The organism is uncultured Paraglaciecola sp. (genome assembly GCF_943787955.1).
In the GTDB taxonomy this organism is placed as follows: Bacteria; Pseudomonadota; Gammaproteobacteria; order Enterobacterales; family Alteromonadaceae; genus Paraglaciecola.
This window is the reverse complement of record NZ_CALSOK010000011.1, coordinates 60,659-82,665: the sequence shown is the minus strand read 5'-3', so window position 1 is coordinate 82,665 and position 22,007 is coordinate 60,659. Positions and strand designations below refer to the sequence as shown.

Annotated in this window: 19 protein-coding genes and 1 pseudogene; 7 read left to right on the top strand and 13 right to left on the bottom strand. The window is 41.2% G+C overall.

The genetic code is table 11. The annotated features are described in order from the left end of the window. Positions 1-22: 22 nt before the first annotated feature. The 3 genes from Q0Y52_RS11325 to gloB all read right to left on the bottom strand — a co-directional run bounded on the left by Q0Y52_RS11325 (position 23) and on the right by gloB (position 3,607). A complete protein-coding gene (locus tag Q0Y52_RS11325; protein ID WP_297821631.1) occupies positions 23-1,048 on the bottom strand; it encodes an ion transporter in 1,026 nt (341 codons plus the stop codon). Positions 1,049-1,071: 23 nt separating this feature from the next. Continuing rightward, the gene (locus tag Q0Y52_RS11320; RefSeq protein WP_297821629.1) at positions 1,072-2,742 is read right to left on the bottom strand and encodes a LysM peptidoglycan-binding domain-containing protein; all 1,671 of its coding nucleotides are present in this window, start codon (positions 2,740-2,742) and stop codon (positions 1,072-1,074) included. A 94-nt stretch (positions 2,743-2,836) separates the two neighbouring features. Beyond that, positions 2,837-3,607, bottom strand: coding sequence for a hydroxyacylglutathione hydrolase (gene gloB, locus Q0Y52_RS11315; RefSeq protein WP_297821627.1), 771 nt, complete (start codon positions 3,605-3,607; stop codon positions 2,837-2,839). 63 nt (positions 3,608-3,670) lie between these two features. Between gloB and Q0Y52_RS11310 the strand changes: the two genes are divergently transcribed. Then, the gene (locus Q0Y52_RS11310) at positions 3,671-4,429 is read left to right on the top strand and encodes a methyltransferase domain-containing protein (RefSeq protein ID WP_297821624.1); all 759 of its coding nucleotides are present in this window, start codon (positions 3,671-3,673) and stop codon (positions 4,427-4,429) included. A 321-nt stretch (positions 4,430-4,750) separates the two neighbouring features. Here the strand turns inward: Q0Y52_RS11310 and Q0Y52_RS11305 are convergent, their stop codons facing one another. Then, the gene (locus Q0Y52_RS11305) at positions 4,751-5,986 is read right to left on the bottom strand and encodes an FtsX-like permease family protein (protein WP_297821622.1); all 1,236 of its coding nucleotides are present in this window, start codon (positions 5,984-5,986) and stop codon (positions 4,751-4,753) included. Next, positions 5,980-6,708 carry an ABC transporter ATP-binding protein gene (locus Q0Y52_RS11300; protein WP_297821619.1) on the bottom strand — a complete coding sequence of 243 codons (729 nt, stop codon included), beginning with the start codon at positions 6,706-6,708 and terminating at the stop codon, positions 5,980-5,982. Before Q0Y52_RS11300 ends, Q0Y52_RS11305 begins: the two co-directional genes overlap by 7 nt. Positions 6,709-6,793: 85 nt before the next feature. Between Q0Y52_RS11300 and Q0Y52_RS11295 the strand changes: the two genes are divergently transcribed. Then, entirely contained in the window at positions 6,794-7,378 is a 585-nt protein-coding gene (locus tag Q0Y52_RS11295; RefSeq protein WP_297821617.1) for a DUF3299 domain-containing protein, read from the top strand. A gap of 13 nt (positions 7,379-7,391) precedes the next feature. After that, positions 7,392-7,862: a hypothetical protein gene (locus Q0Y52_RS11290; RefSeq protein WP_297821615.1), complete on the top strand. Its 471-nt coding sequence runs from the start codon at positions 7,392-7,394 to the stop codon at positions 7,860-7,862. A 62-nt stretch (positions 7,863-7,924) separates the two neighbouring features. Here Q0Y52_RS11290 and Q0Y52_RS11285 read toward each other — a convergent pair whose 3' ends face one another. Continuing rightward, a complete protein-coding gene (locus Q0Y52_RS11285) occupies positions 7,925-8,935 on the bottom strand; it encodes a GTP-binding protein (protein ID WP_297821613.1) in 1,011 nt (336 codons plus the stop codon). Positions 8,936-9,091: 156 nt separating this feature from the next. Between Q0Y52_RS11285 and Q0Y52_RS11280 the strand changes: the two genes are divergently transcribed. Further along, positions 9,092-9,667, top strand: coding sequence for a DUF3299 domain-containing protein (locus Q0Y52_RS11280; protein WP_297821611.1), 576 nt, complete (start codon positions 9,092-9,094; stop codon positions 9,665-9,667). A gap of 17 nt (positions 9,668-9,684) precedes the next feature. On the opposite strand, the gene Q0Y52_RS11275 is transcribed toward Q0Y52_RS11280, so the two are convergent. The 6 genes from Q0Y52_RS11275 to Q0Y52_RS11250 all read right to left on the bottom strand — a co-directional run bounded on the left by Q0Y52_RS11275 (position 9,685) and on the right by Q0Y52_RS11250 (position 14,949). Then, positions 9,685-11,061: an alkaline phosphatase PhoX gene (locus tag Q0Y52_RS11275; RefSeq protein WP_297821609.1), complete on the bottom strand. Its 1,377-nt coding sequence runs from the start codon at positions 11,059-11,061 to the stop codon at positions 9,685-9,687. 26 nt (positions 11,062-11,087) lie between these two features. Then, positions 11,088-12,719 (bottom strand): HAD family acid phosphatase, encoded by a 1,632-nt coding sequence (locus Q0Y52_RS11270; protein ID WP_297821608.1) that lies wholly within the window; start codon positions 12,717-12,719, stop codon positions 11,088-11,090. 138 nt (positions 12,720-12,857) lie between these two features. Further along, positions 12,858-13,274, bottom strand: a complete 417-nt coding sequence (locus tag Q0Y52_RS11265; protein ID WP_366939286.1) for a MerC domain-containing protein — start codon at positions 13,272-13,274, stop codon at positions 12,858-12,860. A 95-nt stretch (positions 13,275-13,369) separates the two neighbouring features. Further along, positions 13,370-13,861 (bottom strand): Fur family transcriptional regulator, encoded by a 492-nt coding sequence (locus Q0Y52_RS11260; protein WP_297821604.1) that lies wholly within the window; start codon positions 13,859-13,861, stop codon positions 13,370-13,372. Positions 13,862-13,869: 8 nt separating this feature from the next. Further along, positions 13,870-14,481 carry a DUF2796 domain-containing protein gene (locus tag Q0Y52_RS11255; RefSeq protein WP_297821602.1) on the bottom strand — a complete coding sequence of 204 codons (612 nt, stop codon included), beginning with the start codon at positions 14,479-14,481 and terminating at the stop codon, positions 13,870-13,872. A 72-nt stretch (positions 14,482-14,553) separates the two neighbouring features. Continuing rightward, on the bottom strand, positions 14,554-14,949 hold the full coding sequence (locus Q0Y52_RS11250) for a MerC domain-containing protein (RefSeq protein ID WP_297821600.1): 396 nt from the start codon (positions 14,947-14,949) through the stop codon (positions 14,554-14,556). Positions 14,950-15,052: 103 nt separating this feature from the next. Between Q0Y52_RS11250 and Q0Y52_RS11245 the strand changes: the two genes are divergently transcribed. Beyond that, positions 15,053-17,605, top strand: a complete 2,553-nt coding sequence (locus Q0Y52_RS11245; RefSeq protein ID WP_297821598.1) for a TonB-dependent receptor — start codon at positions 15,053-15,055, stop codon at positions 17,603-17,605. A 402-nt stretch (positions 17,606-18,007) separates the two neighbouring features. Here Q0Y52_RS11245 and metG read toward each other — a convergent pair whose 3' ends face one another. Further along, positions 18,008-20,065: a methionine--tRNA ligase gene (gene metG, locus Q0Y52_RS11240; RefSeq protein ID WP_297821596.1), complete on the bottom strand. Its 2,058-nt coding sequence runs from the start codon at positions 20,063-20,065 to the stop codon at positions 18,008-18,010. 108 nt (positions 20,066-20,173) lie between these two features. On the opposite strand from metG, the pseudogene apbC reads away from it, so the two are divergent. Both apbC and dcd read left to right on the top strand, forming a co-directional pair. After that, positions 20,174-21,215: pseudogene (gene apbC / locus Q0Y52_RS11235) on the top strand (iron-sulfur cluster carrier protein ApbC). A 67-nt stretch (positions 21,216-21,282) separates the two neighbouring features. Further along, the gene (gene dcd / locus Q0Y52_RS11230; protein WP_293759175.1) at positions 21,283-21,873 is read left to right on the top strand and encodes a dCTP deaminase; all 591 of its coding nucleotides are present in this window, start codon (positions 21,283-21,285) and stop codon (positions 21,871-21,873) included. The last annotated feature ends 134 nt before the right edge of the window (positions 21,874-22,007 follow it).

Genomic DNA, 22,007 nt, shown 5'->3' with positions numbered 1-22,007 from the left:
TAGATTTTCAGCTCAAGCGCTTTCAATTGCTGGATATTTCCTGTTTAGGATATTTGCCGACAAATGAATATTTCCAACGCTGCTGCGACACATGGTGTTTAACCAACTCTAAACACTCGTTTACTATCAATAACACTTCTTGGTCGAGCATATGATCTTCACTAGAAAAACGGCCAATCCCATGTTCAACAAAATCATCAATTTTTTCTGGGGTGATGTCTTTCATTAAGTTAATAATCGATTGTGTGACGATGTCGGTTACCGACTGCTCTAAGGTTTTTTCTATAGTGCTACCCAATATAGGTACCAATTTTAAGGTGGATACTTGTGAGTTACCCCGTACCGCTTTACCAACACTTTTTTGAACATGGCTGCGAACAGATTCACCATGATCATTATGTTCAATTGACTCGCCAATATGCACCATGACCGACGATAACCACTGAGTTAAAATGGGTAAACGACTGGCAAGGACTTGTTGGCTGATATCTTCAATTAAAGGAGAACCTGCAGCGATATCTTTTTGCGCATCAGATAACACCTTAACCACTATTCGATCACTGAGCTCTTCAACCAACACATCGTAATAAAAAATGATAAATCGATACACTGCTGTATTGCGTAAATCAATAATTTGATATTTTTGGAGTCGGTAAAAAATAGAAAAAATGCGCAAAAAGCGGAATATTCTTGCGCCGCCCAAAGGAATGCAACCGATTAAATCGTACCAATGAATAAAGGGGAAAAAGTACCAGCGAACATAGGTCTTACGAACTACTGATGCTACCCAACGCACACAAAACTCAGTCAGAAAAATAGCCACAAAGGCTAAGTCATAAAGAACAAAGTTTTCATGAATTGGCGTATAACCTGTGACTAGGTCTGTCGACATGGATGTTAAGATGGACTTAAATGCTTGGGTAGCGAATAGTCCGTCAAACAATAGCCAAATTAAGTTGATGATGAGTAAAGCAAGCATCAATAAGTCGACTATTATCCAAGGTCCCTCATGACTAGATTTAAGTCTGGGGTAACTAAAGTTAAGCATTAATTAAACAGCCATCCTGTATATTAAGTGCGTGTTACATCGACAAAAATTTTCAATTTTTGCCCAGGCTGTAAGTATTTTTTAAGCTTTGCTTGATTCCATTTTTGTAAATCACTTATTTTGATGTTGAATTTTCCAGCAATACGGGCAAGGGAATCTCCATTGCGGACTGTGTAAGTCAGTGTGCGCATCACTGCATCCTTACGTTGTCCATTGCTCACGTTATCGACCCACACGACGAGTGATTTACCTGGGCGCAGCATATCTTTTGGTGCCATGCCATTCCACTTTGCCAGTTGACGCAAATTGACTTTATATTCTCGGCTTATATCCCAAAATGTATCGCCACTTTTCACCATATGATTCAGTTTATAGACACCCCTTTTGATTGACTGAGTTTTGGCTAAGCGCTGTTCTTGAGACAATGAATAAGAATCTAAGGATTTTAGCGCAACGGGAATGATCAGATAATTACCAGCGATAATCATATTACTTTTTAACTCATTTACTTTGCTGATGATATCGGTATTGGTGTGATATTTGTCTGCTAGCTTTAATAGGCTATCACCACTTTTGACTTTATGCCTGACCCAATTTAGTCGCTCTGAACTATCTGTTTTTGCCAGTTCAGTAGAGAATTTTTCGACCTTATCTATGGGTAATAACAAGGTATGTGGTCCATTAGGATCCGTGGCCCAGCGATTATAACCGGGGTTAAGTGCGTGCAACTGTTTCACTGTGAGCCCGGCCATTTCAGCTGCTAAGGCTAAATCGATTTGTGAGCCAATGGTGGCTTTTTGCGTAACCGGGATGTTGTTAATCTCAGGCCAGTCAAAATCATACTGTTCACTGTTATTTAAAATATCGGCAAGGGCAAGGAGTTTAGGTACATATGCACGGGTTTCTCTGGGTAAATCTAAGTTCCAAAAATCGGTCTCTTTACCCATTTTTTTGTTTTTTCTAATTGATCTTCGCACCCGCCCTTCACCGCTGTTGTATGCGGCTAATGCATGTAACCAATTCCCATCAAACATGTTAACTAAGTAATTTAAATAATCGATGGCGCCTTGGGTCGATGCCATTACGTCGCGGCGGCCGTCGTACCACCATGTTTGTTTCATACCAAAACGTTTACCTGTGGACGGAATAAACTGCCACATGCCAGCTGCACGACCATGAGAATAAGCGAAGGGGTCAAAAGCACTCTCCACTATGGGTAACAGCACCAGCTCTAAAGGCATATTTTGCTGTTCCATTTTTTCGACTATTAAGTGCAAGAAAGGCTTGGCTCTCAAAGCAACACGCTTCATATAATCAGGGTGTTTAAGGTACCAGTTTCGCTGTGCTGCGATGCGTTTGTTATCTTCAAATTCAAACTTAAACTGAGTGCGGACCCTTTGCCATACGTCCTTAATTTCGATTTCAGCGCCAGCCTTAGCTATTTCCTCTGGTATCTCAACGGTCACTTCGACTGTCTCAACGGGATGCGTAATAGGTATAGTGCCTGATTCGGCAGACTCACAATCAAAATGGTCTTCTGCTTGCTTTTTAGATTGTTCACAGGAGACTAAAATTTGCACAGCAATTTGGTGCTCTTGTTCAAGTTGACTAGCTTGATCATCACTTTGTGTTGTGGCATTACAAGCAGACAAAATGCTAATTAGTGCCAAGGGTAGGAGAGTGTGTAAACGCAATGTGTTTCCTTTTTTATTAATTTCTATTTTAATTCGTTTTTATCTTATTAACAGGGGTGACATATAAACGTTGCCTTAAAACCTATTTTACCCATTAAAAATTATCTTTCCAACTTCTTAATGAAGCAAAAATTTCCTGTTCAGATGCTAACATTGCGCCCATATTTTGGCTTACATTTGCTACCAACTCTGCGCTATGACAACGTAAAAACGGATTCACATCCAGCTCACGCTGAATATTTGATGGCAGAGTTGGAGTATTTTCTGCTCGTTGTTGGTTCACCCAGCGTTTGTAATCAATCAATGCTTGATTATTGGGCTCCACGGCCTCAGCAAATGCAATGTTTGCCATAGTATATTCGTGAGTACAGTAGACAGCAGTATCAGCAGGAAGCGCTGTTAACTTGCTTAAAGATGCAAACATTTGCTGTGGCGTTCCCTCAAATAATCGACCACAACCAGCCGAGAACAAAGTATCCCCACAAAACAGACCGATATCACCATAATATGCAATATGATCTAAAGTATGGCCAGGCACTTCTAAAATAGAGAATTTCACGCCCAGTAGAGCCAGCTCGATATCATCACCTTGTGATAAACGAACTGTAATTTGTTTAATATTTTTATTTTGAGGACCGTAGACTGGAATATTTGGAAAGGCTGCTAATAGCGCGTCAATGCCACCGGTATGATCCCAATGATGATGAGTGATAATAATAGCTGAAAGGGTGAGTTGATTATCTTGGCAATAGGCTAAGACAGGTGCTGCATCGCCTGGATCAACAACAGAACACTGGGTTTTGTTGTGAAGACACCATATATAATTATCATTAAATGCCTTGATAGGGAAAACGCTTACAGACATATTGTGTCTCCTTCCATAAACAATAGTATTAACAGTTTCTTAATTTTAGAGTAACATAAATCAATGAGACCAGCGTTAATCAAAAACCACCCAAGCAAACCTCAGCTTTGGCAAGATTTGCCCTTAGGTGCAGAGCTTAAGTGTCTAATTGAAAAAGAAATCGCCGAAGTCAGTCGCAAGTTCTTTGGTTATCACTTAGTGCGTTTAGGACATTTAAGCAGTCAAATTGAACTCGCTTCGTGCCCAATAAAACATCAAATTAATATTACATCCAATTCACAGGCTTATACTAGCTTAGTCGCAACCCCTGATGATTTACCTTTGAGTGAAAACAGTGTCGACGCATTTTTGTTAGCCCATGAATTAGATTTTTCCAAAGATCCCCATCAGATATTAAGAGAAGTGGATAGGGCAATTATGCCTAATGGCTATCTTGTTATTACGGGCTTTAACCCTCTTAGCCTATGTGGGTTATTTAAACACTTGCCCTTCAATCAAGACAACATATTGCACGAGGCGCGTTTTTTTAGCTGCGCTAGGGTAAAAGACTGGTTGCAACTATTAGGGTTTGAAATAGTTGATGTCAAACACTTATTATTTAACGAATTGTTTTTACAACGAAAACTTAAAGCATCCTCAAAGTGGAGTCAATGGTGTTACCAATACTTACCTTTATTGACCTCTATGTACGTGATAATTGCCAGAAAAAGAGAAATTCAATTGTCGATGATCACACTTAAATGGAAAGCCAAAACTAAATTTTCTACTGTGGGGGCCAGCGTCAGAAACGGGCTGATGCAAGTTGAAACTCCAAAGAAGTAATGATGAGTAATGTAACGTTTTCACCCTTATTTACAATCAGTTTACTCAGCACTGACTTAACAGATTGGTTGATTTAGTCACCCCTTAAATCCGAAGATTGCCTGTTGATGAGCATGTTAAAAAAAACGTGGAGTCGCTATATTTTTTGTTATTTCAACCCGGTGATGATGTTTGCTTTTGGCGCAATTGTAAACAATTCAGAGCGTCGCAAATTGTCCCAATAATTACAGTAATAACTTCGATGTCGTTCTCTGTAAATTTCTAAAACTACCACGTAACTATTTTGCCTGTTAATTTTAACTATGCTCAGCGTTATTTTAATTATCTAGCAGATAAAGTCGAATGCAGGGCATTTCTATAAGCTTCAAAAGCAGGTATGGTCGAGGTAATAATTGACGCGAAAAGTATGATCCCAATTGCCATCAATGCTTCCATAGACAACAAGTTAGCACTGAGAAAAAGGCCATACTCAGACGCCAACCAATCACCAAGTAAGGTTAATGTTAGGCTAATGGTCATCACCGATGCAATGATAGCGACACTCACCAACATCAATGCTTCAATCAGTACCAAAGAAAAAATCAGGCTGGGTCCTGCACCCAAAACTCGTAATACTGCGATTTCTGATTTTCTCTGATCCATGGACGCCAGCAACATAGTAGACAAGCCGAACAAAGAGGCGAATAGCACCAAAATGCTAATCACGCGCAGTAAGATTTCAAAATTTGCCATCATGCTCCATAGTTCTGACATGGCAACTCCTGGTAAGATAGCCATCAACCGATCGTCTGGAAAACTGTTAATATTTCGCTGCAAGGTAAAAGTAGCGAACTTAGATTTTAAACCTAACATCACCGCGGTTACATTGTTTGGGCTCAAGTCAACGGCATCTTCATCGTTGATGAGTTGCCTGAGTTTAGCCGGAGATAAATGAATCGCTTCAATCGCTTCTAAGGTAATGTGTAATGATTTATCAACGGGGGTGCCTGTAGGTTTAAGTATGCCACTGACTACAAAAGGCGTCTCATCATGATGCTTAAAGCTGACGGAACCCACACCATGAGCGACCACTATTTCGTCACCCACTTGGTAGTTGTGTTCCTTCGCCACGTCAATGCCTATCACTACCTCAAAAAGACTAGAAAAAGCCTGTCCCTGTACAAATTCTAGCGGTTGTTTTTTGCCATATCTAAAGTGAGTAAAGTAATCTTGGGTAGTGCCAATCACTCTAAAACCATGATGTGAATCACCTAATGATATTGGGATAGCCCACTCTACCTGTTGATTGTTTCGCAGAACTTGAAAGCTTTTATAATTGATATTGTTAGTGGGACTGCCCATTCTAAATACGGAGTAAAGCAACAAATTAAGCTGCCCACTAGGCGCCCCTACTATTAAATCAACACCGGATACAGTGCGACTAAAACTCTCTTTTGCTTGTTGTCTTATGTGCTCCACACCAAGCAACACACTGATGCTGATCAGAAGACTGAAAAAAGTCAGTAAAATAGATTTACGTCTATTTTTAAGGCTACTTACTGCCAAAGACATCAACATACAGTTGACCCCTGTGACTGATTTAGTGAGTGAATATCAATACTGGACGAAAAATAATGCTTTAAGCTCATATCATGGCTAACAAAAAGAAGGGTGGTGAGCTTGTTATGGCAAATGTCTAGCAGGATACGCATAAAGGTATCTCTCGCTGCTGCGTCGAGTGCAGACGTTGGTTCATCCACAAGTAATAGTTCAGGTTGATTAATTAGAGCCCGGGCTATCGCAACTCTTTGTTGCTGCCCAACACTGAGTTGACTGGCCTGCTGCTGTAAAATACTCGTGGGTAGCTTTAACTCAGTGAGCAATTGCGTAGCTCGATGTTCAATATCGTTGGACTTTTTTGCAAAATACCCTGCTACCATGATGTTTTGTAACACGGTTAAATAAGGGATCAAATTAAACTGTTGAAAAACTACACCTATATGACAGGCTCTAAATTGATCTCGTTTACGGGCAGACAGGCCAGAAAAAGTTTGACCCAATAGTCTCACTTCCCCTGCTTGTGGTGTCAAAATACCTGCAATCAAATTCAAGAAAGTGGTTTTACCCGAACCCGATTCACCATGTAAAAACACATGACTGCCATGTTGTAATTGCCAGTTCTTAATTTTCAAATCGATCCTGCCTTTACCATAACCATGTTGCAGATTTTGAACTTCAATCGCCAATGGTTGAGATGCGGCTTTACCTGTCACATTCGTCGAATTTTCGTTTAACTGCATCTAGTTTTCATTTTTTCGCCAACTCGTAATAGATATGTTATAACATTATAAAAGTTTAATTAATATTGAGTGATTTACTTTGATTATGCAATCGTACATTGGCAAAGCTCTGCTGAGCTTTTTATTGGTTTTTTTGTTTGTATCATTAGTTCATGCCACTTTGCCAGAAAATGACGAGAACTTCCAAACAATTGAATGGGTAGCCTTAATCCCTGAAGACGATTTGGACGCGCTGCTTAATCCACCTGATTTTCTTAAGGATATCGCAGATGGGTCGGATCAAGATTCGGTGGATTTGTTGCAAAAAAACACGCAATTAGATGCCAAAGGTAAACGTTTCCAAAAAGCACTCGTGTCTACTAACGTGGTAAATGAGTATGATGGAAAGTCTATTCGTATTCCCGGTTTTATCGTACCGCTTGAAAGCGCGGGTGAAAGAATAGTGACGGAATTTTTTGTTGTCCCTTATTTTGGTGCATGTTTGCATATGCCACCCCCGCCACCTAACCAAATTATTCATGTTGTTGTAAATGAAGGAATTGAGCTAGAAAATTTATACGATCCGTTTTGGTTCGAAGGCCAATTGGCACTTAAAACCATCGAAACCGAAACTGGCGTGTCGGTCTATGCAATGATACTGCATCAAGTTATTCCATATCAAGAACCGTAATTAGAGAAGTTAAATGACGATTAAACAACACTTTTTTATCATAGCTAGTGTGTGCATTCCGGCCATGTTATTACCCGCATTCGCTTGTGATTTACATGGTTCTGGTGGCTATGGATTTAGCTCCTTTGGCCCGCGTTATTCTATGCTTCATCGTGATGATATGGATAGCAACCAACATACCAGTGCAATACTGAGTATCACTCACGACCGATTTTTATCTGTGCCTAATGGTTCGCCCTCAGTATTGGCAATCTCATATCAAGTCCCCAACTCATTTATAAATGTCAAGCTTCAGTTTAGTAGCGATAAAAATATCAATTTATTAGACGGTTCAGAAGTTGTGTTGACGAAACCCAGTGGTGTTTACAAGTTACACTTCGCTTCGCAAGAAACTGGCGAACAGCATATTAAAGTGCGCATTACTGCATTGAGTGAAGCAAACTCAGTTGACGAAGAACGCCATATTAGTGTGCACTCAATTTAATTAACTATCAGGTTGATACCCCATAGCGTATTTTGAATAAACCCCCATGGTGAAGTGCACCATTACTTCTCTGCAAAAAGTGTATTTTCCAAGATATCTACGATTTGGTTAAGTGCTGTCTGTTCTGTGGTGATCACCTCAAGTCGTGAGTCCATACTTTCATCCAGCTCATTACAACTGAGCACTTCATCGAACTTATTAAAGGTAAAAATACCTTTTTCGGTTATTATCACGGCCTTTAATCGATATACATTCAAGGTCGTTAGTTCATTCATTACTTGCCCAAAATCAAACACTTTGTCAGGGCGAAATGCCCAGCCACAGGAATAAAAGTTATCCTTATCATTACTGACTTTTACTTTGCCATGGTTTGACAACTCTTCTTCTATATCTAGTAATTTGGCACTGACGCCGTGCTCAACATGGTTAGTCTCAGGCAGCTTAAACTTTGTTTTAGAAGACAGTATGGATAACGCAATTTTGTTGTTATCCAAAACTGTCAGTGGTGTTGTGGCTAAATCTAATTGAGTAAGATATTCGGTTAGATTTCCCTGATCATGCCCCTCATAAAGGTCCGCTTTAGTCGCGACAATATGATCCGCAATTTCCAACTGTTCCCTAAAAATTTGATGTTGGCTATAACGTTCTTTTGTGACCAAGCGTGCATCAACTAGCGTCAGTGTGCTGTTGATAGAGAATGTATCTTGATAATGAGCTTGCTGTAAACTGGCCAACACTTCTTTTGGATGACCTAAGCCAGTCGGCTCGATGATCAGTCGATGGGGTTTGGCATAGGATACTAATTGATTTAGCGCGATTTGCATGGGCAAACCTGATGTACAACACATACAACCGCCGGGCACTTCTCGTACGTAAATATTATTTTCTGGACGGCCTTTAAAAAATGCACCATCAATGCCAATTTCACCAAACTCATTGACTAAAATGGCCCATCTTTCGTTGGCAGGTTTGAGTGTTAATAAATGTTGGATAAGCGTGGTTTTTCCTGCACCCAAAAAGCCCGTAATAATGTTAGTGGGAATGGGCAGTGTTTGTGAGGTCAGTTTTTCCATGGGGTTCCAATTAATTGATATATGCTTACAAGATTCTTTGGTATTGTTATATTATATCATATTGTTATTGTTCTGAGATCCATGATTAAGCCCGTTATTATTCTAATTATATTTTTGCTATGTGGTGTGTGGGCAGGGCAGCACTGGAGAACGCTTTTGTTTTATATCGAGCATATTGTTATTGATGAACCTCGACTTTATGATGCAAATGACGCTGCCACTTCCCATGGTTTTACTGCTGTACCGCCCATGACCATTGAATGGAGCGAGCTGTTACCCACAAAAGACAAACAAATGTTAAGTCGTTATCAGCAAAATTTGCCGACTGACTTAACCGAACAGGTGGTATTGTCTCTGCAAGCGACGACTGATCAAAACTATCAAGCGACGTTGAAGTCAACTAATATAGTTAAAAATTTTCTAAACAAAGCGATATCAATTTCAGGGTTTGTAGTGCCTATTGATGTACAGGGAAATAGAACCATGACCAGTTTTTTTTTGGTGCCTTATTTTGGGGCATGTATTCATTACCCTCCGCCACCGCCTAATCAACTGATTTATGTGACTATCCCTAATGGCATGCCAGCAACCGATTTTCAAATGCCATACACGATTTCAGGCGTTCTTAGACAAGACTTGTATGAGGACCCATTGGGTACCTCAGCATACAGCCTAGATTTATTGACGGTAGAAAAGTTTTATGAACAACCAGATAACTTCCGCATGCACTAATCTGACTCGATCTTAGGTCAACTAATAAACCTTTCCCATGGGCCTGTTATGGCAACAGTAGTCGTCGGGGAATATAAGTTAACAAACAAGGTACGTCCATCAGGCGAAAAACAGGCTCCGGCAGGTTCGGTTTGCAATCTTACGCGCGCGAAGTCATAGGTTTTTCCATCTGGCGTCACCCCTTTAATATGATTTTCTTTGTGATCAGTATATTGGTCTTCACTCACAATTAAGTGACCGTTAGGTGCTACGGTAACATTATCTGCAAAATTCATAGTTTGTGGATGTTCACTTTCAACAAACAAACTCAGTTTGCCAGGACGTTTGTTTTCACCTGGACTACCTTCGGCTAAAGAAGGCACGTAGCGCATAATTTGCCCCAATTTTTTTGCACCGTCATTAGTGCAACAAAAATATAATTCGTTATCACCCCAATGCATACCTTCGCCTCTTGCAAACAGCGCTGCTCCTAAATTAAAACCTCGCAAACGCAGGTCATCATTTGGGCTTTCAGGGTGTTCCAACTCAATCCATTCAACGGCCATTTCTTGGTTTAAGGGCATAGATTTTGAATGCCAGTTGCGTGTATCGAATTTAGGTTGTTGTGTTATCACTAATGCTTGCAAACGACCACCAGACTGTAAGTTAGCTTTTTGGTTTGGAATATAACGATAAATCAGGCTATCGTTTCTGTCTTCGGTCATATAAACAATGCCCGTTCGGGGATCAACACAAGCTGCTTCATGGTTAAATCTGCCCATCGCTTTAATAGGGATGGCATTGACCATCTTGGTGGCATTGGCAGGTACTTCAAACACATAACCATGATCTTTACTGATCATCTTGTCTGCTTTATCCACCGATTCTTCGCAGGTCATCCATGTTTCCCAGGGTGTAACACCACCAGAACAGTTACGGATCGTGCCAATTAGCGACATAAACTGCTGTTCAACACGTTTCGATTGCAGATTGTAAACAATGGAGCTGGTCCCGCCGGGCAACGGATAAGTATTCTCAAGGTTGTCATAGGCTAACTCAAGCATCATAGCTTGCTTGTCACCATGATGTTTTTTGATCAGTTTATTGGTCGTGATTTCGTGATTTCTGATTAAAACCACTCGTTTATCATCAAGATAAAAACAACCCATACCATCAGCACGATCAGGCACATTCAGGTCATCCTGCATGTTGTCTCCCAGACGCGAGATAACCTCATAACTAAAACCAGAGGGTAAGTCTAATAACGCATTAGGATCAGATATCAGTTTGCCGTATGCGCCATTTTGATCCATAGCAGTAGTTTGTAAGCGAGACTGTGAGGCCTGCAGATGTGATGCTAAGCCTCCAAACGCCATGGCCACTAAACCTTGATTAAATTGTCGTCTATTAATCATCACCTTCTCCTAGTCCAGATGCGTAGTTACCACGACCCATATGTGGGGTTAGGCAATAAAATGAATGTACGTGGTTGCTGCAACAACAAAATTGCGATATCGGCATTTTTTTGAGTCATACCTGGAAAGTCCTCAATATTATCGCCCACGTGCATCAATATTTGCTGTGTTTGCGACCATTCTTGTGTTCTTGGTGACTGTGGTTGGTGACTGTAACAAGGTGCATTACCCATCTCAATTTGTTGACGGCGCAAGTCTTTGTCATTGATCATAGTTTCGTCGTCAATAGCACGCACATCTGCTTCGGCTCTGCCTAACAAGCAGGTATTGACTTGGGTAAGTGGTAAACCCAAGGTACGTAAATTCTGCCAAGTGTATAACTCAGTATTTTTTTCTCGGTTGGTGATAAGTGCTAACTTGCCACCTTTATCCAATACCGCTTGAATGAAGGTAGTAGCGCCCGGAACCAAACCCGCCGAGGCTTGTTTTACCCAATATTCCCAGGTCTTGGAGATATAGCTAGCACCCGTTTTATCCAGCGACACCTGATAAGGGCTATTATCCAGAATGGTTTCGTCTACATCCATTACCACCACCCAGTTACCTTTTTGTGGAGATAGTTGTTCTAGTGTGCGGGTAGCTTGTTGATAAATCTCCCGAGTAAGGAATTGATATTCTTTACTGGTGGTTAACCATTTCACTGCTGGCGAAAGAGGCAAAGGCTGTGAACTAATCGACAGAGTGACCGCACAATGATCACTTAACATGCCGTCAACTTCCATATTGTCGAATTTGTGCGTTTGTGATTGAAGTGTAAGAGAAGATGACTGGAAGCCACCCGCCAAGATATGGTCGATAGGCGCCGGATAGTAAGGATGACAACCTATCAAATCAGCCGTGGTGTTAAACAGCTTAGAAGCACTGCCATTGGTATTAACAAGTAGCTCTCGGGTAAGCTGATTGTAAGGTGCACTTAAGCGATGGTTAAAGTCGCCAAGAATTATGTAAGGCTGTTGGTCGCGTTCTTTTGCTTCAACCCATTCGTCCAAAATCAGTGCCTGTTTGGCAAATACTTGACAGGCTTCTGAATTTGCACGGCTATAGTTATCCACAAAGCAGCCGCTCTTAAGATGCAGATTAAGGATTTCTGTCTCGCCCTTAGGTGTGGGTAAGGTCACAGATAAACCATAACGTAACCCTTCTCTGTCTATCGCCAAATCAGCGTAGTTTTTGCTAGCTGAGACAGGTATATGCTGGCGAACTGCAAAAGCCACTTTTTGTTGAGTGGACAGGTTATCACTGCCACGGCAGGTGTACGTCCTGCTGGGCGCTCTTTCAGACACAATAATTTGCCATTTATCAGCGGCAAAAATTTGTTGTATTGCTTGTTTTGAAGCGACCTCCTGTAAAGCAAAGATATCAACATCTAATCTGTCTACGTAGGCTTTCATTGCATTTATTTGGGCTTGGCTGCGAGGTTTACAACCCAGTTCGGCAGGAAAGCTAAGGTGCTCAATATTCCAAGTAGCTAAGGTCATACCGTCAACAGTAATCGATTTAACCGACGGGAGTGATGTTGCCCCTAGATGGGTATTGTTTTTTGCCGAACAAGCCGAACAAGTCAAAACGACTAGCACCATTCTTAAAAGGTTTTTCATGAACTTGTTTCCTTGCAACCTGGGTTACTTTCTATGATTAACACAATGTAAGCTCAAAGGCCTGCAAATACGATCGACTGTGTTTGCAGGCACTTTTCATTCACTCAAATACGTTGTTATTTGAGTGAACCTTTGGCGCTAGACAGGAGACTCATCATGCGCTTTACTATCACACTGGCAGTCTTGTTGATTTTGGCACAACTGAAAATTACGGTAATGTCCGTATGCAACAAACATGGCTCCAGATACTGTGAGTAGCTTCTCCCATAGTTCACCAATTATCTCTTCCCCTTGTGTTACCGCTAGTATCAATAAAGTTAACCCAATCACTCCGTATTTAAGCAATTCATATCTTTTGTGCTGCTTGCAGCCCATAAAAAGCGCATAGATACTGGTAGGGATAACGGCAACAACCATCCATACATGAAACGCCTCATTATCTAAATTTAACGCAGCAAAGCTCGGTAATCCAATCAATAAAAATGGCAATGCTATACAATGGATAGCACAAGTTAATGACAAGCCTATAGCCAGCTTATCGGAAAAAAATTTCATTGAGTTCATAAATGGGTACCTCTGGTAAGCATTATTGTTCCTTTGTTTATGTGTTGTGGCTGTTGGTCATATTGAAGTTGGTCATCTTTGGATGTTTATACGTCTAGCTTGCACCCTATATTGGCAGGTCTGATTGCTACCACTTTGCATTCATTACACACACCGTCCATCTCAAGTTTTGAATTAACCACTTGAAATCCAGCTTGTTTTACATTTTTTTCAAGTGCCTGAATAATGGTATAGTCAATGCTGATCTCTTCGACTTTTAGACATTGAGTACAAATTAGAAATTGCGGTTGATGATTGTGGTCACAAGGTATGTGCGAACAGGCCACATACTTGTTAGCTATTTTTAACTTGTGCGCCAGATTTTCTTCCTCAAGAAAGTCTAATATTCGGTAGACAGTCATTGCAGGTATCGTTTCGCCAAATTCTTTTTTACATAAATCTACCAGTTCATAGGCAGAAAGTGCTTTGCCATACTTCAAAAGGCCAGTCAAAACTTGCTTTCGCTTATCGGTCAAACGTGTGCCATGAACTCTACATTGTTGCTCTGCTTGGCTAATGGCTACATCTAATTTATCCATGACGTTACCTAAAAAACTATCGTTTTATTTTGGCGGGTAAGGGGTAAAGCACTTTGCCCAGATGTTGTAATCCAAATACCATTAATCTGCTGTACAGTAGGAAATACATCAAAAAAACCAAGGGAGAGGGACGACAACTCATCCATGTGTTCACAGTCGTAATAATAATGCGCGACGATTTCACTGTGGTCGCCATGCTCAGCCTCGCGATCTTGATGTTGAGCAATATCATGTTTGTGATGATTGTGGTTGTCGGGTGTGTAGGTGTTTTTTTCAGTTGCATTATTTTTGATTAAATATGACAGGTCTATCTGAGCTTTATTAAGGCTGCAACCTCCTGAATAAAATGAAAAAAGTGCCTCGTGATCATGCAACTTCAATTCTGATTGCTTCACCTTAATAATTTGTTGCACAGTATCCGCTTTATGCTCAAAGCCAAGGATATTCATTGCCGGCGATCGTAATTGTATTTCGAGTTTGTTTCCCTCAATGATAATGTTTAGCTCAGATATACCATGAACATGTGCACCCAAATTTGCTTGTTGAGCATGAGCTAGAGATAGACTAGATACCGCAACGATGCTTAAAAAAACACCGACACTCGTTAGTGTTGTTGTCACGTTATCACTCCTTTTAAACGATAATTTATTGTGTTTAGGTCAGCATTGATTAATATTTTATTTGCTAACATTTTACTGCGTTTCATGTCTAGCGCTGCTTAATTGATAGTTTCGAAAGTGCCCATAAGCGATAATCATAGAGCCCAGTATTGATAAAACAACTTCGCCTGTCTCGCCTAATACATCATGACTTAAAGTGGCCGATAGAATAATCAACGAAAGCCCGATTGAGCCCACTAGAAAAACCTCATAACTGCGGTGGTGAAAGTGACCCATCATTAATGCCGCAATGCTGATAGGCAGAACTGCGTATAACATCCACTGATGAAACATTTCGTCATCTAAAGCAAATAATCCAGAAAAAGGTGGTACTAAGATAAGCAGCATTGGCAATACCAAGCAATGGACAGCACATACCATAGATAAACCTATCGCCAATTTATCACTGAGTAATTGCAGTTTTGTCATTTTCAATCCTTTCTCATCCTAAGGTTGTTTACCTTATTGATATAATATAACATAACATTGATATGTTTTAAAATGTTATATCATAACAATATGAGGAAAGAAAATGTTTAAGGTCTCACAAATAGCCGTCATAGTTGCTGTGCTTCTGCCGGCCAGTGCGTTTGCGCAATCTATAGAAGGAGTAGTCAAAAATAGTTTTGGAAAGCCTATTGCAGGCGCCAAAGTAAAGTTAGAAGGCTCCAGCATAGAGGCCATTGTTGATACAAATGGCCGTTTTGTATTTGAAGGATTGAGTACGGGTATTAATGAACTGCATATTACCGCAGCCGGTTTTGCCCACTTACATCAAGATATTGATGTCCCCAGTGCTGGCACGAAAAATATCTCATTCATGTTAAAGAGTTCTCCTATTGAAGTGGTAGACATTGTTTCTACGCCACTGCATTTATCTTCGATGGAATCGGCTTTACCGGTAAGTGTATTGTCTGGAGAAGCATTGCGACGTGAACAAAGTGCGACTATTGGTGAAACCTTGAATAGTCTGGTGGGCGTGCACTCTAGCTTTCATGCAAAAGTAGCCAGTACCCCAATTATTCGCGGGCTAAGTGGACCAAGAGTGTTGATTACTCAAAATGGTTTGGATGTGAGCGACGCATCACGTATTGGTCCCGACCATGCTGTCGCTAGCGAAGCATCCACTGCCACACAGATTGAGGTTTTACGCGGCCCTGCCACATTATTTTATGGCAGTGGTGCCATTGGCGGTGTGGTTAATGTGGTGGATAACCGTGTACCAACCGACAGCGAAACACGAGGCGAATGGTTAGTTGAAACCAGCACAGTCGATGATCAAAAATTAGCATCATTCAATGTGACTACAGGCACCGATAACTTTGCATTTTATGCAGATGGTTTTGTACGTGACTCAGATGACTATGAAATACCTGTCGAAGCCGAATCTCATGAAGACGAACATGACGAACATGACGAACATGACGAACATGACGACCACGATGATCATAACGGTGACTATACCGTCGAAAACAGTGCCGAGGAATCATACGGCTTCACTTTTGGAAGCAGTTACTTATTCGAGAATGGGTTTGTTGGTTTGTCAGTTGAAAAACTTGATCGGCAATACGGTATTCCTGGTCATTCACATGGTGAAGAAGGACACGAAGAAGACGAGCATGACGATGATGACCATGACGAAGAGCATTCAGAGGAGAATGTTTTTGCCGATCTTAAACAAACACGGATTCAGATTTCAAGTGAATTCGATCTGCAAAATAGCTTTATTAATCAAATTAAATTACGTGCCGGTTTAACTGACTACGAACACGCCGAAATTGAAGAAGGACAAGTGGGGACTGTATTCGAAAACCAAACACAAGAATTTCGAATAGACGCCCTTCATCAACCTTTTAAAGAATGGCGCGGCGGATTAAGCCTGCATTACAAAAATAGTGAATCATCAGCCGAAGGCGAAGAAGCTTTCACCCCTCCATCAGAAACAAGCATGCTGGCGTTGGCTTTAATGGAAGAGAGACACTTTGGTGACGTTTTATTGCAATTAGGCGGACGTATTGAGCGGGTAACCTTGAAAGCCAATGATGTGCTGTTATCCAGTATTGAGTTGCACGCTGAAGGAGAGCATGAAGACGATCATGATGAACACGATGACGAACACGATGACGAACACGATGACGAACACGAAGGCGATCATGACGAACATGAAGGCGACCATGATGAACATGGCGGTGGATCGTTTGCGTTTAATGAAAATTATACGCCTATATCATTATCCGCTGGTGCAGTCTGGAGTTTTGCTCCCGAGTACAATGTTGGTATTTCTGTCTCCCGGTCTGAGCGCGCGCCCTCTGCGGCAGAGCTGTTTTCGTTTGGAACGCACATCGGTACCGGTACTTACGAAGTAGGTGCTTTGTTTGAACTGCATGAAGAGGATGACGAAACCCACATCGAGTTGTCGGATATGACAATCGAACTTGAAACCTCGAATAATATTGATCTGACTTTCCGTAAAACAGAAGGTGATGTTGGCTTCATTTTCAACGTTTTCTATAACAGTATCGATAACTACTTGTATCAGCAAGACAGTGGTTTAGTGGTGCATGTTGAAGCCCATGACCATGGTGAGCATTCTGAAGAGGAACATTCGGATGAGGAAGATTCACATGAGGAAGGAAGTGAATTACCCCTGTTTTTGTTTAATCAACAAGATGTGGTGTTAAATGGCTTTGAAGCGCAAGTCGCATGGCAAGTGAATAGCGAATTTAAAACCGAAATATTTGCTGATTTTGTCCGAGCCAGACTCAAAGACGGTGGTAACCTGCCAAAAACGTCTCCAATGCGTTTTGGTACTAAGCTGAGCTATCAAAACGAGCAGTTTAGCGCGCACTTGGATGTGACGCGATATCATTCGCAACAGCATACTGCGGAATATGAAACGTCTACCGATGGTTACACCATGCTTGATTTGAGCGTCTCTTACGACATACCAACCTATAACCTAGCTGTCTACTTTAAAGGCAATAATCTAACCGATACAGAAGCGCGTGTGCATACTTCCTATCTGAAAGACTTAGCGCCTAGACCTGGCAGGAACCTCAGCCTTGGCGTAAAAGGGTATTTCTAGCCTAATAATCTAGAGTATGTTTATATAATGTAAGCGTCTGCATCCTTTATGGATGCAGACGCTATTTTTATCCAGGGATTTGGGACAACAAAAACTTCCGATGAGAAAATACGGTATTCATTTCGGTTTCACCCTTAGACTTATGCGCAAGACTTTAATCAGATAAATAAGTCAAGGAACACATACAAATCTAGGACCTTATGGCAAGACAAAATAGAAAGACATTCTCTATGGTTTGCCTTTTACATTAATGTGTATCAGTTTCTGGTTTCACATTAGGAGAAAACGTAGATACATTCTTTTAGAAATCAGAAGAGCTGATTGCTTTAATTTTTAATTGGTTTTATCTCGCATCATAGCGTGCGCTCTTACATTAAAATGATGCGGTTTTCTTGTGTTATTTTACTTCACCTTCATGCCGGGTTGCGCGCCCTCGTGTGGCTCCAATATCCAAATGTCTTCACCACCTGGACCCGCTGCGAGTACCATGCCTTCGGACATGCCAAAACGCATTTTACGTGGTGCCAAATTAGCGACCATGACCGTCAACTTGCCTTCTAAGTCTTCTGGCCTGTAGGCAGATTTAATCCCTGCAAACACTTGACGAGATTCGCCACCTAAGTCCAACTCTAAACGCAATAACTTATCTGCTTTTTCTACATGTTCTGCCTTGACAATACGTGCGATACGTAAATCAATTTTGGCAAATTCTTCAAAGCTGATCGTGTCTGCAATGGGATCTGATGTCAATGGACTTTTTGGAGCAAGTTGCGCTTGTTGTTGATTGTTGTTTTGTAGGTTAAGGGCTTCTAAGTTTTCTTTTGAGTCTTCAATCATGGCGCTTACTTTATCCATATCAACCCTCTGCATTAAGGCTTTAAACTTGTTGATAGGATGATCGGTTAATACGCTTTGTGAACTTTCCCACGTCAGCTGATCATTTAAAAATGACTCGGATTGTGCTGCTAAACTAGGTACCACAGGTTTTAAATACACCACTAAAATACGGAACAAGTTAATACCCAACGAACAAACATCATGAGTAAACTGTTGTTTGGTTTCGTCTTTAATGGTTACCCAAGGGGCGTTGGTATCAATAAACTGATTGGCTTTATCTGCCAATGCCATGATTTCACGTACCGCTTTGTGATATTGACGTTTCTCAAATGCCTGGGCGATGCTCGCTGCTGCTTGATGAAATTCTGCGACGAGTGCTGGTTCAAGCACATTACTGGATAACTTGCCGTCAAAACGCTTGGTGATAAAGCTAGCACAGCGACTCGCGATGTTCACTACTTTACCCACTAAATCTGAATTGACTTTTTGAGCGAAATCTTCGAAATTAAGATCAATATCTGATACCGCATCGCTTAGCTTTGAGGCAAAGTAATAACGTAAATATTCAGGGTTAAGGTGATCTAAATAAGTGCGACCTTTAATGAAGGTACCTTTTGATTTAGACATTTTGGCACCATTAACCGTCACAAAGCCATGGACATTCACCGCCGTGGGTTTTCTGAATCCAGCGCCTTCAAGCATGGCTGGCCAGAATAAACAGTGAAAATAGGTAATGTCTTTACCAATAAAATGGTAGAGTTCGGCGTGCGAGTCTTTGTTCCAGTAATCGTCAAAGTTTAAGCCGTTGGTCTTATCGCATAGGTTTTTAAAGCTGGCCATATAGCCAACAGGGGCGTCTACCCACACGTAAAAGAATTTGCCTGGGGCATTAGGGATTTCAAAGCCAAAATAAGGGGCATCACGGCTGATATCCCATTGCTGCATGCCTTCTTCAAACCATTCTTTAAGTTTGTTAGCAATCTCTGGTTGCACAGCGCCGCTTTGTAACCAGTCTTGTAACATGTCTTGGAACTGCGGCAAGTCGAAAAAGTAATGCTCAGAGTCACGCAATACAGGCTCTGCACCAGATACTACTGAGCGAGGATTTTTTAATTCAGTCGGGTCATAAGTGGCGCTGCATACATCACAGCTGTCGCCATTTTGGTCTTGTGCGTCACACTTTGGACAGGTACCTTGTACAAAACGATCAGGCAGGAACATTTGTTTTTCAGGGTCGTACAACTGACTGATCACGCGTTTACTGATAAAACCTGCATCGTCTAAACGGTTGTACACCAACTCGCATAGTTCTTTGTTTTCGTCTGAGTGAGTAATATGGTAGTTGTCATAGTTGACACCAAAATCAATGAGATCTTGATGATGTTCGTCACGAGTTTGGGCCACCATCTGTTCTGGTGTAATGCCAAGCTGTTGTGCCCTTAGCATAACAGGGGTGCCATGTGCGTCGTCTGCACACACGCTATAACAGCTATGGCCGCGCATTCGCTGAAATCTTGTCCATATATCGGTTTGAATATGCTCTAAAAGATGGCCTAAATGAATTGAGCCATTGGCATAGGGGAGGGCACTGGTAACAAGGATTTTGCGAATTTTCTCTGGCATGGTGAATTATGTTTAACTGAATTGTAAAAAATTGTCGCAAATAGTAGCGAAAATACGCCATCATTGCATTACGAAATTCCGTTTGAGTTATAAAAGTTAAGGCAAGACATGTTATTTGGTAGTAAAAGCAGTAAAAATATAGATGAGTTGAAAATAGCAGAATGTATTAGCCGCTTTTTTGACCTACCTATTACATCCGTTAAAAGTTGGGTCCATGTGCATAAAGGTACTGTGAAAGTAACCATGCCCTTTGCGGCTAAAAGTTTGCATGGTGAACTTATCAAACAAATTGGTTTGTCAGTACAAGACTCAGCACTACCCATTTCTATCGATACTCAGATAACATCGGTCCCAACCAAAGTAGCTCACATTCCTCTTATCAAAAATGTTATAGCTGTGGCATCTGGTAAAGGGGGAGTGGGTAAGTCAACCACCAGTATTAACTTGGCTTTTGCACTTATGGCAGAAGGTGCAAAAGTGGGCTTGTTAGACGCGGATATTTATGGCCCCTCTAATTCCCATTATGTTGGGTAATCCAACGGCTAAACCCAGTAGTCAGGACAATAAAAAAGTTGATCCAGTATCTGCCCACGGAATAGTTGCTAGTTCTATCGGTTATTTCGTTCCCGCTGAAGATGCCACTGTATGGCGCGGGCCAATGGCAAGTAAGGCATTGCATCAATTAATTAATGAAACAGCTTGGCCTGAACTTGATTATCTGATTGTAGATATGCCACCCGGTACGGGTGATATTCAATTAACCATGGCGCAACAAGTCCCTTTGAGCGGAGCTTTGGTAGTGTCCACTCCACAAGACTTAGCATTAGCCGATGCGGTTAAAGGCATTGCTATGTTTAATAAGGTCAATATTCCTGTTTTGGGATTAGTGGAAAACATGAGTTATCACCTATGTAGTCAATGTGGGCACAAAGAAGCGATATTTTCTGAACTAGGAGGTGACAAACTCTCAGAAAAGTATAATTTACCCTTACTCGGAAAATTGCCTCTCAATATCGATATTCGCCAACATGCTGACAGCGGTAAACCCATACAAATCTCAAAACCACAGCATCCATTATGTGAGACCTATCGACAATTAGCCCGACAAACCGCAAAATATTGTTACTTAAAAAGTGTGCAAATAGCGTAAGCTCAGTGCATGAAAGAAACACGGTCAACCGGCCGAAATAAAACCAGCAATAAATGAGCTCATTTCTATGCGATTGTGTGACAAAGACATCTACCAACACCTGCTAGATGGCAAAATAAAAATATCCCCACAGCCAGATTATGAAGAAATCAGCGGTGTCACTGTTGATATTAGGCTTGGCAATAAGTTCCGCGTGTTTGAAGATCATCATGCACCCTATATAGACTTAAGCGGCCCAAAAGCCCAAGTGCAAGAAGCATTGAACAATGTGATGAGTGATGAAATTATCATTGCCGATGACAAAGCCTTTTTTTTACACCCGGGTGAGCTAGCGCTTGCTGTGACCCAAGAGTCGATAACCCTGCCGGCTAATATTGTAGGCTGGCTGGACGGACGTTCTTCGTTAGCTAGATTGGGCTTAATGGTGCACGTTACGGCTCATAGAATTGATCCCGGCTGGTCAGGTAATATTGTATTAGAATTTTTTAACAGCGGTAAGTTACCATTAGCCCTCAAACCTGGCATGAAAATCGGTGCAATCAGTTTTGAATTGTTATCAGATTTTGCTGAAAAACCATACAACTCCAGAGCTGACGCAAAGTATAAAGATCAATCAGGTGCCACCGCTAGCCGTATTAGCGCAGATGATAAATCTTAAGTTACTTATTAATTCACCTAGAATAAGTGACTTAGATAACCTAACCAATATTGTGCTTATTTGACATCGCCCATAACATCTATGAGCGGGCAATTCACACTAAATTAAGCGTAAAATGTGTCGAATAGAAACCT

What these genes read in the sequence shown, in the direction of transcription:
- Q0Y52_RS11325 (WP_297821631.1), bottom strand. Translation starts at nt 1,048, where the DNA reads ATGCTTAACTTTAGTTACCCCAGACTTAAATCTAGTCATGAGGGACCT.
- gloB (WP_297821627.1), bottom strand. Translation starts at nt 3,607, where the DNA reads ATGTCTGTAAGCGTTTTCCCTATCAAGGCATTTAATGATAATTATATA.
- Q0Y52_RS11310 (WP_297821624.1), top strand. Translation starts at nt 3,671, where the DNA reads ATGAGACCAGCGTTAATCAAAAACCACCCAAGCAAACCTCAGCTTTGG.
- Q0Y52_RS11305 (WP_297821622.1), bottom strand. Translation starts at nt 5,986, where the DNA reads ATGTTGATGTCTTTGGCAGTAAGTAGCCTTAAAAATAGACGTAAATCT.
- Q0Y52_RS11300 (WP_297821619.1), bottom strand. Translation starts at nt 6,708, where the DNA reads ATGCAGTTAAACGAAAATTCGACGAATGTGACAGGTAAAGCCGCATCT.
- Q0Y52_RS11295 (WP_297821617.1), top strand. Translation starts at nt 6,794, where the DNA reads ATGCAATCGTACATTGGCAAAGCTCTGCTGAGCTTTTTATTGGTTTTT.
- Q0Y52_RS11290 (WP_297821615.1), top strand. Translation starts at nt 7,392, where the DNA reads ATGACGATTAAACAACACTTTTTTATCATAGCTAGTGTGTGCATTCCG.
- Q0Y52_RS11285 (WP_297821613.1), bottom strand. Translation starts at nt 8,935, where the DNA reads ATGGAAAAACTGACCTCACAAACACTGCCCATTCCCACTAACATTATT.
- Q0Y52_RS11275 (WP_297821609.1), bottom strand. Translation starts at nt 11,061, where the DNA reads ATGATTAATAGACGACAATTTAATCAAGGTTTAGTGGCCATGGCGTTT.
- Q0Y52_RS11270 (WP_297821608.1), bottom strand. Translation starts at nt 12,719, where the DNA reads ATGAAAAACCTTTTAAGAATGGTGCTAGTCGTTTTGACTTGTTCGGCT.
- Q0Y52_RS11265 (WP_366939286.1), bottom strand. Translation starts at nt 13,274, where the DNA reads ATGAAATTTTTTTCCGATAAGCTGGCTATAGGCTTGTCATTAACTTGT.
- Q0Y52_RS11260 (WP_297821604.1), bottom strand. Translation starts at nt 13,861, where the DNA reads ATGGATAAATTAGATGTAGCCATTAGCCAAGCAGAGCAACAATGTAGA.
- Q0Y52_RS11250 (WP_297821600.1), bottom strand. Translation starts at nt 14,949, where the DNA reads ATGACAAAACTGCAATTACTCAGTGATAAATTGGCGATAGGTTTATCT.
- Q0Y52_RS11245 (WP_297821598.1), top strand. Translation starts at nt 15,053, where the DNA reads ATGTTTAAGGTCTCACAAATAGCCGTCATAGTTGCTGTGCTTCTGCCG.
- metG (WP_297821596.1), bottom strand. Translation starts at nt 20,065, where the DNA reads ATGCCAGAGAAAATTCGCAAAATCCTTGTTACCAGTGCCCTCCCCTAT.
- dcd (WP_293759175.1), top strand. Translation starts at nt 21,283, where the DNA reads ATGCGATTGTGTGACAAAGACATCTACCAACACCTGCTAGATGGCAAA.